Below are 16,195 nucleotides of genomic sequence, written 5' to 3'. Positions count from 1 at the left end.
TTTATAGACTAATTTCTGTCGATTTTTGTATTTTGATTCCATATTTATCTCTTAATCTGTCAAAAGATAATCTGGTAATATCTTCAAAGCCTGTGATTGGAGACATGCAGTCCTCTAAAATAGTTATATGTGCAGTGGAATACCCGTTGTTGGAAAGATATTCTAATATTTGTTCCGTTGATGCTAATACACAATGACTGGAAGCTTCTCCTGCTATATATATTTCATCAAACATTTTTATGGCATCTAGTACAGGATGGTTTATATAGTTATCTTTGTCATACTCTGCTTTTATTATTCCATACATTTCAGTAAACGGATTCTGCCCTTTCGGAATCAGAAGAGGAGTGCTGTTGCGAGCAGACGAGTGGTAATATATCATCTTTGTAAATTCACTTTCTAGTTTGGCTCCTTTAGTTCCTTCTAAACAATGGTAAGGCCATATACATAGCTGTTTTTGTCCTTTCGATTCCAAGTTTTTGACATATTCCAACGATCTGGCATTTTCTCCATTAACAGCCAACCATTTACCTTTTGCTACATCTTCGTATGTAATAATTGTAAATGGAGGAGGTTGATTTCCATTCTCGTCAGTCCACCATCCTGCATGAAATATTTGAGCAATAGAATGACTATCTAAACTGCATATTATCTGAGTGAGGTGTTCTATATTTTTATATATCCATCGTGTCAGACGTTCTACATCACCTTTCGACCCTTGTACAGCAAGGCTACCTATATCTTCCATAAAGTCGTTTTGTATGTCAATAGCTAAAAGTAAAGTTCGTTTTGTATCCTGTGATGCTGAACTCATCATTTCTTTCTTGCCAAAAGATATTATTTCTGCAATATTTTCTGTGCTGTTACTTGATGCTATTTTATCTACATCAATAATCTGTTCATATAGAGTCTTCATATTTTTCTATTTTGGGTAGTAAATATGTATATATATTTGTTCCTATCCAAACTTATTTTTTCTGATCATTTTTATAACGTTCCAATTGTTTATCTATCGACTTGCCTACTTTCTTCTCCAAATCAGGAGCGATATTATAACTGTTACAATGGATAGTACAATAATTACAGTCGTTAGTGCATTGGTTTTCACAACCAGGATAACTGCATTTATCGAATCCTAGTAGAGAATTAATAATAGCACAGCCGCTAAATAGTAGTATTACGGATATTATTATCAGTAGTTTAATTAAGAAAAGTCTCATTTGTAAATTGCTTTTTATAAACCAAAAATAATAAAATTGCTGGAAATATGAATTTCTTCATATAAAAAATAAGGCTCGCATAAAAAGCGAGCCTTATTTTTTATAGAAAAGAGAATTAAAATTCCCAATTGAGCGACATACCTATACTACGTGTGCCCGGAACATTGAAGTAGTCTAATCCGAAGCCATTGGATGACCCTGTAAGATTAGTCTCCGGATCTATACCTTTATATTTACTGTATAGTAATATATTAGTAGCATACACAGACGTTTTTAGCCATGTTTGTCTGTTCGATATACGTAACGGAATACGATAACTTAATGTTATTTCTCTCAGTTTGATATAACTTGCATTTTCTATAGCGTCTTCTCCTACACCATAACGTCCATAGCGTACCCAACGATTTTCGTCAAGATTGTTTCCATAGAAATTAACAGGAATATTATTTTCTTGTCCGTTGGCAAATACTCCCGGGAAAATGTAATTTGTCGTATTACGATGGTCGGCAGAGTACTGTGACGTTCCATAATAGTTCATCATGTTCTTCGTACCATTCCACATCTTTCCACCGTTTTTGAAATCAAACAGTAAAGACAATGAAAGTCTGCGGTATTCGATTGAATGTGCCCATCCTAGCTGCCAATCAGGATTAGGATCTCCCAGAATCTGAAGTTCTTCGTTTACAACAGGAAACCCGTCACTTCCTATGATCATACGCCTTTGTGCATCACGTTTGTAGGCTGTGCCATATATTACTCCCAGAGGCTGACCCTCTATCGCATATGACCCTGCTGCATTTTCTATTCCTGCCAGCATTAGATTTTTACCTTCAAGATTAGTTATTTTATTACGTTCGCGGGAGAATATAAGGCGACTGTTCCATTTGAAATTTTTATTGTTTATAATATAAGCAGATAATTCTATTTCCAGCCCATGTGCTTTAAATGAGCCATAATTATCGAAACGTATAGCAGTTGGTGATACCTGTACCGGCAATAATTGATCTTTTGCTTTTTTCCAATATATAGAGCCAGATAGTGACACGCGGTTGTTCCACATCCCTATTTCTGCACCTATGCTGTAGTTTACTATATTCTCTGGTTTCAGATCATCGGATACAATTATTTCTCTGCTTTCGAAATGTTGTGTACCGTCATTGAGGTTATAAATCGCAGAATTGAAATATACAGGATCTACATACAGAGGAATCTCCTTGTCTGCTTTCGAAATATTTGCAGATATTTTGATATTGGAGAATAGCTCGCTATAGAACATTTCGTGCAAGTTAGTTGCTATGCCCAGCGAAGGGGAAAACAATGTTTTGTCGCTAATAGAACTCCATTCACTTCTCATAGCTGCTTCTAGCATGAACTTCCTGAGGTAGTTAGCTGCCGCCTTTCCGAATACAGCATTCGAATGACGTCTGAACGATTGATTGTAAGGATTAATAGTGATAGCGTTAATAATATTATAATCACCTGCTTTTACTAAATCATATCCATCTATACGGTCGATAGTACGTTTGGTATTATTATATTCATGTCCGACCATCGCATTAACTCCAATGTTGTCGAAGTTTTTGTCGAATTGTACAGTAAACTTAGGCTGCAAAGCCTTGAATTTTTCATCTCTGTTCATAATATGACCGGTAGGAATATAGATTGAGCTCTTATTCAGGGCTGTGCTTGCTTCTCCTGTCATATACTCTCCGTTTATAGCATATCCGAGAGTCAAATAGTCGAATAATTTATAGGAGAAATTTGCATTTCCTACAAAACGATTCGTCTCATCTTTGAATGGGTTGTTTTCTGTAGTCCAGTAAGGATTGTCACTGGCAGTGCCTGCTGTATTTTGGCTTCCATCCGCTAAAGTTGTTTTTCTATTGTCGAATGTTGGCGGAGAAAGAAGAATACCTTGCATAAATCCGGACATATTATATCCATGTTGCAAACGTTTACCATTTGTATTTTTATAATTGAGGTCTATATCGAATTTTAGTTTTTTGCTCCATTGCCCTCCTACTTTAAGTCCGAATGAAGTCTCATTTAATTTAGATTTAGGGATAAAGCCTTGCTGTGTATTATTCCCTAATTTTAGAGTATAATGAATATCGTCATTCCTTCTGGTCAATGTCAGATGGTTTTTAATTGTATATCCTGTTTCTAAAATATCGAATGCATTATATGTTGGTGCATTTACAGAGCTTACACTAGGCCCCCAACTAAACGATTCGTTTTCTTTATTCCATACTGGAGTTCCGTTTACAGGACGTCCTTGGGTATATTCGCTCTGTTTCTTTGGCAATTTGTTAGGGTTGTCGATAGAAAAAGATGAAGAATATGAGATGGAATGTTTCTGATGTTTAGGATTTTTAGTTGTCACTATCAATACTCCATTAGCAGCTTTAGATCCGTATATTGCTGCAGCAGAAGCATCTTTTTGTATAGTGATACTTTCTATATCATTTGAGTTTATACGTGAAAAATCATTGTATTCTATAGGTGCTCCGTCAAGTATCACTAATGGAGTGTTGTTGTCTATAATAGAACTAGCTCCTCTGATACGGACTCTTGCCGGACTTCCCGGCTCTCCGGATGTTTGAGTAATTTGCAATCCTGCAACTCTTCCTTGCAAAACGTGTGATACCGAACCAGATATTTCATTGCCGGATATACTGGAAGTACTACTTGTGAGGCCATCTCTTCGGGTTGTACCATAACCGACAACAACAACTTCTTCCAGATTTGCTTGGTTTTCCGATAGTTGTATATTAGGAGATGTAACAGTTTGTGGTGTAGAACTACTACTATAAGATGGAGTTGATTTCTTATATTCAGGGACATTTCTCACTACATCGTCTACAGCAAGAAAAGAAGTGTACTGAGTCAGTAGATTATATTTTAGTCCCAGATTGGTTACCCGTTCTATTTGGCTCGTTGTTCTGGTGTGATTGCCATAAATGTCTCTCCATCCATTTATACTACCTTCGTAGTATTGGGCATAATCGTCGATGTAGCGTATTTGATTACGTGCCCAAAGGTAACGCAATGCCTGATTGTTTTCTACACGGGCTTTGTCTACGTCGAATTTTTGTTCATATCTCAAATTGCCTGCTATACCGCTAACGGTTATTGTTCCGTCTGCTGGTAATTTATATTTTCCATATACAAGCATCGGACGCTCCGAAAACACATCGGGGATAGCTACCGGCTCTACATCATACACATCGAAGTAGCCCCAGTCTATAGAAATATTTGTCAGTACCGGCTCTGAAATTTCTTTTATCGCTTTCTTTCCTATGGCTTCTGCCTGTGTGTGGTTGGTAACAATATAAGGAGTGCCCATTCCCGCATTAGCAAGACCTTCTATCATATAACGGTTTACACTCGTCCCTATTCCGAAAGGAAATAAGTTTGCTTTATTCAGATTTTCACGGATATAGTTGAACGCCTCTTTTTCTACTGTGACAAAACCATCGGTAACAATTATGAAAGTACGTGAAAAGCCTTCGGTTTCGTTAAAATTCATTGCATTTTTCACGGCTGCATATAACTGTGTGCTGCCGCTACCTTTTTGCTGATTGATGACTTTTATAGCCTTATCTATATTGTTTTCTGTTGCAGCTACCGATTTATCATATAGCATTTGGTTACTCGATTCAAATAGCATTACATTAAACTTGTCGGTAGGACGAAGCGAAGAGATGAGGTTGCGGATCAATCTTTTCGATACATCTAACGGAAAACCGTGCATGGAGCCCGATACATCGACAATAAAAACATATTCGCGAGGAGGTATCTGATCCAAAGTAGGTTTTTTAGGAGGCTGCATCATTAATAAGAAAAAGTTTTCATCTCCATGCTCGTAGCGCAATAAGCCCGATTCTACTTTTCCTCCTTGCAGTTCGTATTGCAGAATATAGTCTTTGTTTCCCTGATTATCTTCGGGATTCGATAACGATACTATTGCTTGATCGGCAGAAGGCGATTCTATGGTCAGACTATGTGAAGGACTACTTATTTTTTGTATTGGCATACCTGCCTGAACGGTAGTCTTAATAGAAAACTGTGGCATATTCTGATTGAAAAACATATCTATAGTCTTATCTACCCATTGTTCTCCCGATTCGCTATATCGAGGACCTACTACTGTGGGGTAAACAAACTCATATATTCCTTTTTCGTGTTCAAGAAGTTCCGTATATTTCATTTCTACAACAATTGTGTCTCCGGGTAATATGTTAGCAACATTCATCTGAAAAACGTTCGGACGATGCTGTTCGAGCAGGGTAGTGGATCTTCCTTCCGATTTGGCTTGTTCGTATTCTTTGCGTGCTTGTTCCTTCTTTTTTATTTTTGCATCTATACGTCTGTTTCCTACAGTCATAGCCATACCATATACAGCTGCTCTTGTCGATCCGGGAAATACATATACAGCCTCCAGTGTATTTTTACTTTGGTTGATATATATCTGCTTTACACAAATATCAGCTATAACTCCGGCTATGCTTACTTCTACTTCTGTGTTTTTTAATGGCATCTCCGATTCTTTTGGAGAGTTGCTCCTTATCAGGAAGTAAGGCGATAGAGACTGGTCTTCGCGGCTTGGTTGTACTTCTTTGGGTTTTACTTTATCTTCATCAGATTTAGTTTCTGCCTCAGGAGTCTCAGAAACAGCTATAGGTGCTGTAACTTGGATTGGGAGAATTGCACTAGGCACAGAGCCGCCTGTCGGTTTTGAATTCGAGGTAGTCACTTTCATCTCTGAGGGCTTCATCCCTATGAACGAAAATAGCAGAGTGCTGCCTAACGGGGCTTTGATCTCATAATATCCATCGAGATTCGTAACAGTACCATTTGTAGTCCCTTTTTGTACTACAGTAACACCAATGATAGGTTCATCGCTGCTATCTTTTATTACACCTGAGACAACGCGCATCTCTTGCGCAAATGCTACAGTTCCCATCAGTAGAAACAATAGTATATATAAAGTTCTTAATTTCATATCTTTTATTTTTTTCATAATTAAATAGATTCTAAGGTCTCAGACCTATTTGTTGTCTATCCAAGTATAATATTCACTGTTTGTTATAGCTTGAAAATACGACATTTAATTTTCTCTTTTACTTATTATTGCTTAAGTTAATCGGTTATTTTATCTCAAAGTCTATAGGAGCTATATCCATTACTACATGATCAGCAGTTCTTGCCTTTATGTTTTTTATATAGAGGCGTGTACCTTCCGGTTGTTTTTTTAGCCACTCTTTTTGCGATTTCGAGAATTTAGAAGAGGTGGAACTTATTCCACTGATAAGGTCATTTTTGTCGGATAGAATAAAAGATATAATTTGATAATTACATTTCATGTTTTCTGAAAACCATAGATCGATACGTCCCGATGTAATAAGTTCTTGTTTGTCTATCACTATATTATTTTCTGCTCCACGTATAGCTGCATAAGGCTTATCCATAGCAAATACAGCATATTTTTTCTGTTTAAACTCTCTGAGAGTACCATTACGGTTGAGAACACGTATTGTTAATAACGCTGTTCCTGTTTCCTGTGGATGGATAATGTAATTTACACCTTCTGCACGGGTAATAGTGCCGTTATCTATTTCTACATCAATATCGGCAAAATCGTCTTCATCATCATATATAACTACCGGGTTGTCGGCATTAGCATATAATATATCCAACTCGTCTTGATTGTCTTTGTCGAGTGTAATATCTTTGTCGGATAGCATGGATAGTATGCCTACTGCACATCCTGCTTTGCCTTCGGCGAAAGACATTACTACCTCATAAGTTGCTGCTTTGTCAGGAGTGAAATCGAAGCGTTGTAGATCTTTGTTCTTTTTAGAATCGAATGTACTTCTCTCTAGTTTATCTTTCAGGTATAGTTGCAATACAACTTTACCTTCGAAACCTTCAGCATTACACACATTAAATCTGTATGTAGTATTTTTACTTAACAAGACTAGGTATCTGGCCAAAGGTATTTTGCCTTTTTCCAAGCCGTCGAATCTTACTTTAAATTCGCGCAGATATACGGCGTTGGTTCCGCTTTGCGAAATGGCTTTGTCCACCAATGTATTGTCGCATTGCGCATATGCTTGTCCCCGACAGAGGCATATGCAAATGGCTATTAAGCATAGTAAACCGATATGTTTCATAATCTTAATTTTTAAAATCTTTTTTCTTCATCCCAATCTTGGTACCTGAAAGGTTGGAACGATTACTTATCTGAATATATTCCGATTTCTGCAGAAATCTTTACACTATAATTATCTTTCTCCATCTGAAACCATTGATGGGATAGCGAATAATGCCATGTGTTACTTCCTCCTTTACCCGAGTAGTTGATACGTTGTCCATAATGTATAGATTTAGGACTGAAGTCATCGTTTCCCTTTGTGTTGCGTTTACCTCTTTCTATCGCTCCCGAATCGTTTGCATAATAACTGTAATCGTTAGGAAATACGCCTTGTATAGCTACAAAAAAGCCATTGTCAGGTATTGATATATTATATTCCGTAAGATCTACATCGTACCATCCGTCAGTATTTTGCGGAGGTTGTACCACTAATATCTCTTGCAGTAAGTCTTTGCCCGGTGCTTTGGAGATAATGTCCTGTTCGAGTATACGCACCCGGAATGGAGCTTCTACATTTCCGTTTTTTGACAAATGATAGCTTATCGTGCGTATATATCCATTCTCTTTCTTTTTATTCTCTATGTATAATGCAACCTGTTGTCCGTGTGTATCCAGATACATAGATCCGGTGGTAAACCAACTGCGGTTGCCTGCTTTTTTATATTTCTTTATTTGGCTGTTTACGGCTTCTACTGTAACGGGATCTATTTCTAGTGATTTACCTTTCAGGCTTATTATAATTTCTGGTTTTACTAATAGAGAATCGGAGCTGAATGTGCGTCTCTCATATCCCAGACAAGAAGCTGTCAGACTATCGGTAAGTTCCAGTTCTGAAATAGTAAATTCGAAATAGCCTTCGTGGTCTGCTATTACTCCTTTGGGTTTTCCTTTTATTTGTAATGTAGCGTAAGATATTGGTTCGTGTGTGTCGCTGTTACAAAAAGAACCTCGTATGGTATATTCTTTTACTATTATTGTTTTTTTCGGATAGATGATTAATTGTCCGGCATGAACAGTATAAGCTATTTTGTAGGGCTCGAACAGTTTGTTGAGAACGGTAAGCAACATATGATCTTTTGCCTCTATGTTTGCAACATCACAATCGCTAAACAAATCGCTGGAGTACGATACATGGATTCCGGCTTCAGCTGCAATTTTTTCTACAGCTTTATCCATTGGCATATTCTTTATTACAACAGTAATTCGTTTCTCTAAAACGGTATTTTGAGCAACAATAGAAATCGTGCCTATACAAAGAGAGATTATGATGATTAATATTTTCAAAACTAAAGTTGTTTTCTTGTTAGACAATGCTCAGAAGTTATACCCCTAAATGAATTTTGAAGAAAATAAAAAAAACAGAAATTTTTAATTCTTGAATTTCCGTATTTTTTGATTTATATTTAATCTCTGAGTGTTGTTTTTTACTTATTTCAACATTATGCCATCTGGAGTTTCTTCAGCATGTATGTTTAGGGTGAGTTCTATAATTTGTAAAATTTCGGATAGGCTCATCTGATCGAATGTGCTGGTAATTCGCAGGTCAGCTACCGAGCTGTCTACTGTTACGGGAGTATGATATACTTCTTCCAGAAGTTTACTCACTTGAGTCAGCGAAGATTGTTCGAATATTAATATTTTTGTTTTCCATGCCAAAAGATTGGGGTCAGGGCTTGTGTTTTTCTCCAATATTCTTTCTTTAGGGTTACATATCCCTTGTTCTCCTTTTACAAGTTGTATGTGATCTGTTTCTCCTTCGGCTGAAAAATTGATTATACCTGTAGATACAGTTACTATAACTTCACCGTTGTCTTTTCTTGCCTTCACACCGAAAGATGTTCCTACTACTCTTGTTTGTGTATTATTGGCATGTATGATAAATGGCTTGTCAGCATTAGGTGCAATTTCAAAGAAAGCTTCCCCTTCGAGATGTATTTCGCGCGTATTTCCTTCAAATACTTGAGGATATTGTATAGATGAGGACTGATTGAGCCACACTTTGCTTCCATCGGGTAGGAGATATTCTTCTATTTCGTCAGTATCCGTGCTCAGAGTTAGCCATGATGTATCATTAGATTGCAGAGTATTGTCCTGTGTTTCTTTTATTATTACGTTTATCAAAATGAAAACAATAGCAACGGCAGCAGCTATACCTCCTACAAAGAGTGGTAAACGTTTTGCTTTTTTCTCTTTTTGTGTGCTAATTCGGTACTTTACCTTTTGCAAAGCTAGTTCTTGATCGGGTGTAAATTCGTTAGATGGTATCTCCGCCCACATCTTTGTGAATTCGTCCATCATTTCCGGATTTTGTAGCTTCCACTCCAAGACTTGCTGTTTCTCATTATCGTTGCATTCTCCGGCAAGATAACGTGCGATCAGTTCGTAGGGAATATTTTCCATATTATATTTCATTTCTCATTATATTATATACGACAATACAAAAAACAATTATCCCTAAAAGATGCGTTGAAAAAAATAAAAGAATAGAAATTTTTTTCAACATAGGGTAGAGATATTCCCGTAGTTTGCGTAATGCAATACCCATTTGATTATCAATTGTTTTTTTCGAGATATTGAGATATTCCGCTATTTCCTCGTATGTGAGCCCTTCTTGTTTGCAGAGTACAAATATCTCACGACATCTGTCGGGTAGAGTATTTACTCCAGCTTGTATAAGCCGTCCTATTTCAGCATCGGGTGTTTTCTCACTAATCTCATCAGCCTCTTCTATTTCAGCATACCGACTAAGATGATGTTCTTCTGTCTGTTGTTTTTTTAATATATTGAGTGTGTAGTTGCGAGCCGATCTGTATAGATATGCTTTGAGAGAGGTGTCTATATTAACTGTAGGTGCTTTTTCCCACAAATTGACAAACATATCTTGAACACTTTCTTCCGCATCTGTCTGTGAAAGACATATAGTATACGAAAAACGACACAGGGGTGTGTAGTATTTTCTGAATAGTATGTCGAAGGCAGTTGTGTCTCGCTGCTTTATTCTTTCAAATAGTTCGAATTCGTCCAAAACAAAGTTGTGTTGTTTAGTTCAATCTTTTTTTGTTAATTTTAATAAATATAGTCAAAAGTACATAAATTATTCAAAAAGATGAGATTTAGAACATGAAGAATGTGAGTATTTCAATTTAGATTTGAAAAGATCAGCGAATTAATAATATTTCATGATTAGATTGAATAGCTTACTATGATTAGGCCGTATTTGGTCACAATGATTTATTATTGGTAAAGTCTTTAAAGAAATCTTCTCTAAAAGTATATCCTATAGCAATTTCGTAATTTTTGATAAAAACATCATTATTGTCAAAAGATTCGATGTGATTTTTGTTTACTATATATGATTTGTTTATTCTGAAAAATATGCTTGTAGGTAGAAGTTCATTTATCGCTTTAAGGCTCATTCTTGTAATGATACGTTGATTATTCATCTGAATGATGACATAATCTTTAAGCCCTTCTATAAATAGAATATCGTCCAGATTTACTTTAAAATATTTCCTGTCCGATTTTACAAAAATGTATTCATCTTCTATACTATCTACTCTCTTCTTTTCTTCATTTATCAATAGAGAGTGGTAAACAATCGCTTTATTTACTGCTTTGCGAAATTTTATAGAATCGATAGGTTTTACTAAATAGTCTATTGCATCCACCTCGTAACTATCGAGAGCATATTGTGAATAAGCTGTGGTGAAAATAATAAGTGTATGTTTAGGTATGCTATGAGCAAACTCTATACCGTTGATACCCGGCATATTGATGTCTAAAAAAATAAGGTCGACAGTTATATCTTTGATGAACTCGGCAGCTGATTCTGCATTGTTGAAACTCTTTAGTAATTCTAGTTGTGGAATTTCATCTACCAGTAATCTAATGCCTTCACGAGCTATAGGTTCATCATCTACAATGATACATTTCATAAGTTTAGTATTAATCTTGTTGTATAACTTACTTTCGTTTTAGTTTGCTCTAAAGAATAATTGTTTTCGAAAAGAAGATCAAGGCGCCGTCTTATATTTATAAGTCCTATTCCGCCATTATTTTGTTTGTCGATAGGTATAGGTCGTTGAGATATTGAGTTTTCGCAAATAAAAATCAATTGCTCTTTATTTAGAGTAAACATGATATGTACATAAGAATTGGTACTGTTGGCTGAATTATGTTTCACTGCATTTTCTACAAAGGTAATAAACAGTAGGGGAGGAAGCTCTATCTGGTCTATATTTCCATCAGTGGAAATAATATAATCAAAATAATCTCTTCGTGTTCTCTCAAGTTCCAGATAATCGTCAAGGAATAATATTTCTTCTTTCAGTAGCACTTTTTTACGAGTGTTGTCGTTCATTTGGTATCGGAGCATTTCCTCCAACTTGTATATGATATTAGAGGCTGCTTCAGGATCTTTTTTTATCATAATGTTCGCATTGTTGAGCATGTTGAAAAGGAAATGCGGATTTATTTGGTTTTCCAGTAGTTTCAATTCTAATGATAAGGTATTTGATTCCAATTCTTCAGATTGCTTCATGTCTGAAATCCAATGTTTGAATAAAACAAGAGTTGTGGTGCCCACAAGCAAAAGAAAAATAGACATGGTAGATGATAACACATTTATAATAATACTAAAAATATTAGTCTCATTTGCTGTAGAAGGTGCTTTGGGAATATATATAGCCTGAATGAGAAAGATGAGTAATATTATTAGTAGAACAACACTAAGCAGAGAACTAAAATACATTGCCCACTTATTTTTTTCTAATAGTTTGGGCACTAGAATGTAAATATTCAGATATATACTTCCCAAGAATATAAATATAAAGAAAAGTAATCCTCCATATCGTTGGAAAGTTGTCATTTCAACTTCTTCTTGCATATACCAAATAAATCCTCCGGAGATAGAAGCTATGAATATGAGTAAGATCAGATGTCTGAATATTTTTAGATAAGGATGCGTCAATAGCTTTATGATGAGATTGTTATTGTTTTCTGTAATTTGCATATTTATATCTTATCTAATTCCAGTGATACTTTAGTATTTTCATTTTTATCTGAAACAATCAACTTATAATGATCTCTATACAGTGTGTTCAGTCGCTCTTCTACTTTTAGTAATTCTCTTTGCAAAGAGCTGTTGCTTGTAACTGTTATACTGATAATTATTCGTATAGATTTGTCGAGGTTGTTTATCTGGATATTCATTGTCTGCATTTCTCTATCATAGTTGATTGTGTTCATAATGTTCTGAACATAAGGTAGAAGGATAGATGGGGATATGAATATCCCATTTATATTCCCAACAGGATTTATTGTATAGTTAAACTTAGGCGAATATAATTTTTCCAAATCGAGAAAGTTACGAAGAAATGAGATTTCAGCACTAACCAATACTTGAGCTCTGTTACAATCGTATAATTGATAACGTAACAGTTGTCCTAGTTTCATCAACATTGTAGAAGCTTTATCAGGCTCTGTTTTTACAAGGGCTCCACTCTTATTTAGTATTTTGAAGAAAGAAGCCGGATTTATTTGTTCTTTCAACTGTTCTACTTGCGACGATTCTTGTTTTATTTTTAGCAGACTGAGATGTTGGTTTGAAATCATCCAATTTCTTAAGAAAACAGGAATAATAACGCCCGAAATACATAAAATATAAATGACATAAGCTGATAAATTATCTATTATCGTAGTTTCGCAAAATAGATCGTAACCATCTATGTATACAGCAGATATTATATTAGGTATGGCTGTGAAGGATGCAGCACATAAGATAATGGAAATGATAAACAAGATGTATTTACCTGATAACAGATATTTTAGGATGGTTCTCAAAACCAGAAAGACAGTCATTATATAAAAAAGAATTGTACCTGACACTATCCAGTATATATTTCTCCCCATCAATGGCATGATGTCTTTGTAGCCTGTAAGAGCCTGATTGAGTGATACGATAGTGAAAAATATGATAAGAGCCAAATATCTCCAAACACGGAATTGAGGCATTAATAAAAACTTATATATAAAAGACTGCTGATTCATATAAATATTAATAATAGAGAGGTCTAAGATACATATTTCCGTAAGAGAAGCACAGAGAATTGATATTCATCTCAGTTCTCTGTGCATAATCTATATTGTCAGAATTGGATTTTATAGCTTACATTAGTCAGGCTTGTCGCTATCTTGTAAGGCTCGATAATATTTTTCTTAGAGTTATATACATGTCCGTGAAACTCTTTATATCCTGTTGCATTTAAGCCCTGTATGGCAAATTCGTGTGATATCTTTTTTCTGTTGATTTTGTAGCTGACCGAATAATTAGTCAGGAACATTGGAGACAGTTGTTTAGAAAATGCTTTAGTTTCGTCATATCGAACAGTCTTATCAGGATCATTCATGGTAGCATTTTCATCTATTGGAGAGTAGCGTTCCCCATCTTGCAGTGTCAACTTTAGATTTGCACTCAGTACATTTTGTTTGTTTCTGCCTAGCATCCATTCTTTGCCTATTAGTCCGTTTACAATATAATTTCTATTATATCTTGTGTTGTGCCAAACTCCATCTCCTCCACAATATTTAGAACTGAATATCGACCCGGTTATCATATAATAGAATCCTCTTGTCAGATATTTTTCAAAAGTAACATCTATTCCCATATTACGTCCTTTTCCTTTGTTTATCAATGGGTCTTCTACCCAGAAGTCTCTTCTATTAAGTACAGAATATGAACTGTCTGCCATCACCGGCACATCATATAAGAATTGGATATATGGTTCTATTCTGAGGCGCATATCGTCCGATAACTTAAAATCGTAGGTAAACATGAGGTGATGCGACTTGGTAAATCCCAAATTTTTATTTTCTGTTTTAGCTGTTCCTTTTGTTTTTACAAAAAAAACATCCATTTTCTCCATTCTGCTATAAAGCCCGTAGGCCAAAGCAAACGAGCTTCTTCCTGAGGCCTGCCAACGTATAGATGTACGAGGCTCTATAGTCCATTCATTGTTGAGAGTCATTACCTGACTGTTTACTCCTATAGTCATATCTACTTTATCGCTCAAGCCTATCAGCGACGAATTATAAGCTGTTATGAGGTTAGTATTACCATCGCCCTGAGAGATGTTGTTCATTGTTGCAGCTTCATGTGGAGCCATATCAAAATTCATATTATAAAGCATCTTGGTGTAAGTGATTCCTGTCAGGTTTGTAAAGCGAGAACTGAATTTCTTGTTAAATGAGCTTTTGAATATGAAGTTCGTGTATCTGTTTGCCGATACCAGATAAGGTGTTGTATTTTGTGAGTAATCTATTACATCCATATCAGAGTTAGCTTTCGAATATGTGATAGCTATAGTGTTTTTCCACTGTGTATCATTATTGAAGAAATATCGGTGGTTGACGCCTCCTGCGGCCATCTTTTGGTTCGATTTAGAAGTTTGTCTGTCATCTATATTTTCCCACTTTTCCATCTCTTTTTCAGGCTTTTGCTTATAGTTGTCAATTAGTGCAGTTCCCCATATTGAGAAAATTCCGGCCTTTGCTGTTGGAAAATTAAGTTTGAAATTTAGATCCTGATATTTAATTGTGGAGCCTTCTTCTACTTTCCCTCCTAGTTTGTCCAGCAAGGCTGTAGTTGAGTATCTGTAGTTGAAAATATAAGATGAATTATGTTTCTTGCTCAAAGGGCCTTCTGAGGCAAAGTCTAGTCCTAAGATTCCGGCCTGAAAAGTATGTTCATGTTTCATATTATTCCCGTTTCGCATTTTCATATCGAATACTCCTGATACTGCATTTCCGAATTCGGCAGGAAAAGCTCCTGTGTAAAAATCGGAATTACCAAGTATATTACTACTCAGAGAAGATAATACTCCTCCTCCTAACACTGATATATCGGCAAAGTGATTAGGGTTGGGTATTTCTATATCTTCTAGTCTCCATTGCAATAGGTGCGGAGCATTGCCATGTATAGAGATCCCATTATTACCTACGTTTGGAGATACTCCTGCAAAAGAGGCTGCCAGACGCGCCGGATCATCCATTCCTCCTGCATAACGCCGTGCTTCTTCTACACTTAACATTCGGGCACCTGACAATGCCATATTATTCAGAGGACGACTTTTATTTGTTTGACCCGATACTATTACTTCTCCTAGTTTGTGAGTATTTTCTTTAAGCTGAATTTCCAAATATATTTCTTTAGATGAGGCCACCATTACTTCACGAAGGATTATTGGTGCGTATCCCACAGACGTAGCCTGTATATTGTAACGGCCTACAGGGATATATTCCAAGCAGAACTCTCCTTTTTCGTCGGTTGTTGTTCCTTTCTCTGTTCCGAGTAATCCGACAGAGACATAGGGTATTGGCGTTCCCGAATCCCTGTCTGTTACTGTACCTCTGATAGTTTGTGTCGGATAATTATTTTGGGCGTTAATGCCTAAGACTACTAATAAAGAGTATAAAATACTGATCTGAAGTTTAAATTTCATATTGTTCTTTATATATGTTAATCATTTATTATAATTTATTCTAGGAATAATTCTTTGATGTAAAAGTATACCTCTATAGGAAGCGTCTCAGAGAATTGAGACCAAACGGCCTTTTTCGGAGACGAAACTCTCTTTTTTGTTTTTTGTAGATATTTTAGGTCTTGTTTGTGAGGTTTTATCTTCAATAAAAGACAATAACATAGATGTAACTTTACCGATAATAGTAGATTTTGGTACTATTTACTCTTTATTATCCTCGACAATAACATTTTTAACTGAATGAAACTACCTTTTCCTGTTTTATTTATATTAAATTTGCC

11 protein-coding genes are annotated in these 16,195 nt (G+C 35.8%); all 11 read right to left on the bottom strand.

All coding sequences use genetic code 11. The annotated features are described in order from the left end of the window. Position 1: 1 nt before the first annotated feature. A complete protein-coding gene (locus BGC7_RS11535) occupies positions 2 to 916 on the bottom strand; it encodes a cysteine hydrolase family protein (RefSeq protein WP_050701737.1) in 915 nt (304 codons plus the stop codon). A 52-nt stretch (positions 917 to 968) separates the two neighbouring features. After that, a complete protein-coding gene (locus tag BGC7_RS17880; RefSeq protein WP_157258704.1) occupies positions 969 to 1,220 on the bottom strand; it encodes a hypothetical protein in 252 nt (83 codons plus the stop codon). Between the two features lie 115 nt (positions 1,221 to 1,335). Continuing rightward, positions 1,336 to 6,243, bottom strand: coding sequence for a SusC/RagA family TonB-linked outer membrane protein (locus BGC7_RS11530; RefSeq protein WP_050701736.1), 4,908 nt, complete (start codon positions 6,241 to 6,243; stop codon positions 1,336 to 1,338). Between the two features lie 127 nt (positions 6,244 to 6,370). Beyond that, entirely contained in the window at positions 6,371 to 7,396 is a 1,026-nt protein-coding gene (locus tag BGC7_RS11525; RefSeq protein WP_082206666.1) for a GldM family protein, read from the bottom strand. 62 nt (positions 7,397 to 7,458) lie between these two features. Further along, the gene (locus tag BGC7_RS11520) at positions 7,459 to 8,661 is read right to left on the bottom strand and encodes a carboxypeptidase-like regulatory domain-containing protein (RefSeq protein WP_157258703.1); all 1,203 of its coding nucleotides are present in this window, start codon (positions 8,659 to 8,661) and stop codon (positions 7,459 to 7,461) included. 144 nt (positions 8,662 to 8,805) lie between these two features. Further along, positions 8,806 to 9,789, bottom strand: coding sequence for a FecR family protein (locus tag BGC7_RS11515; protein WP_050701733.1), 984 nt, complete (start codon positions 9,787 to 9,789; stop codon positions 8,806 to 8,808). Continuing rightward, positions 9,779 to 10,402 carry an RNA polymerase sigma-70 factor gene (locus tag BGC7_RS11510; protein ID WP_050701732.1) on the bottom strand — a complete coding sequence of 208 codons (624 nt, stop codon included), beginning with the start codon at positions 10,400 to 10,402 and terminating at the stop codon, positions 9,779 to 9,781. Before BGC7_RS11510 ends, BGC7_RS11515 begins: the two co-directional genes overlap by 11 nt. 196 nt (positions 10,403 to 10,598) lie before the next feature. Continuing rightward, positions 10,599 to 11,312, bottom strand: coding sequence for a LytR/AlgR family response regulator transcription factor (locus BGC7_RS11505; protein ID WP_050701731.1), 714 nt, complete (start codon positions 11,310 to 11,312; stop codon positions 10,599 to 10,601). Then, complete coding sequence (locus BGC7_RS11500; protein WP_050701730.1) at positions 11,309 to 12,388, bottom strand: sensor histidine kinase; 1,080 nt, start codon at positions 12,386 to 12,388, stop codon at positions 11,309 to 11,311. The genes BGC7_RS11505 and BGC7_RS11500 overlap by 4 nt, the downstream gene beginning before the upstream one ends. A 2-nt stretch (positions 12,389 to 12,390) precedes the next feature. Next, on the bottom strand, positions 12,391 to 13,389 hold the full coding sequence (locus BGC7_RS11495) for a histidine kinase (RefSeq protein ID WP_157258702.1): 999 nt from the start codon (positions 13,387 to 13,389) through the stop codon (positions 12,391 to 12,393). A 134-nt stretch (positions 13,390 to 13,523) separates the two neighbouring features. Beyond that, a complete protein-coding gene (locus tag BGC7_RS11490; protein WP_050701728.1) occupies positions 13,524 to 15,875 on the bottom strand; it encodes a TonB-dependent receptor in 2,352 nt (783 codons plus the stop codon). Between the last annotated feature and the right edge of the window lie 320 nt (positions 15,876 to 16,195).

It is taken from the genome of Dysgonomonas sp. BGC7 (genome assembly GCF_001261735.1).
GTDB lineage: Bacteria > Bacteroidota > Bacteroidia > Bacteroidales > Dysgonomonadaceae > Dysgonomonas.
The sequence above is the reverse complement of the archived record's forward strand: the minus strand, read 5'-3'. Positions and strand labels throughout refer to the sequence as shown.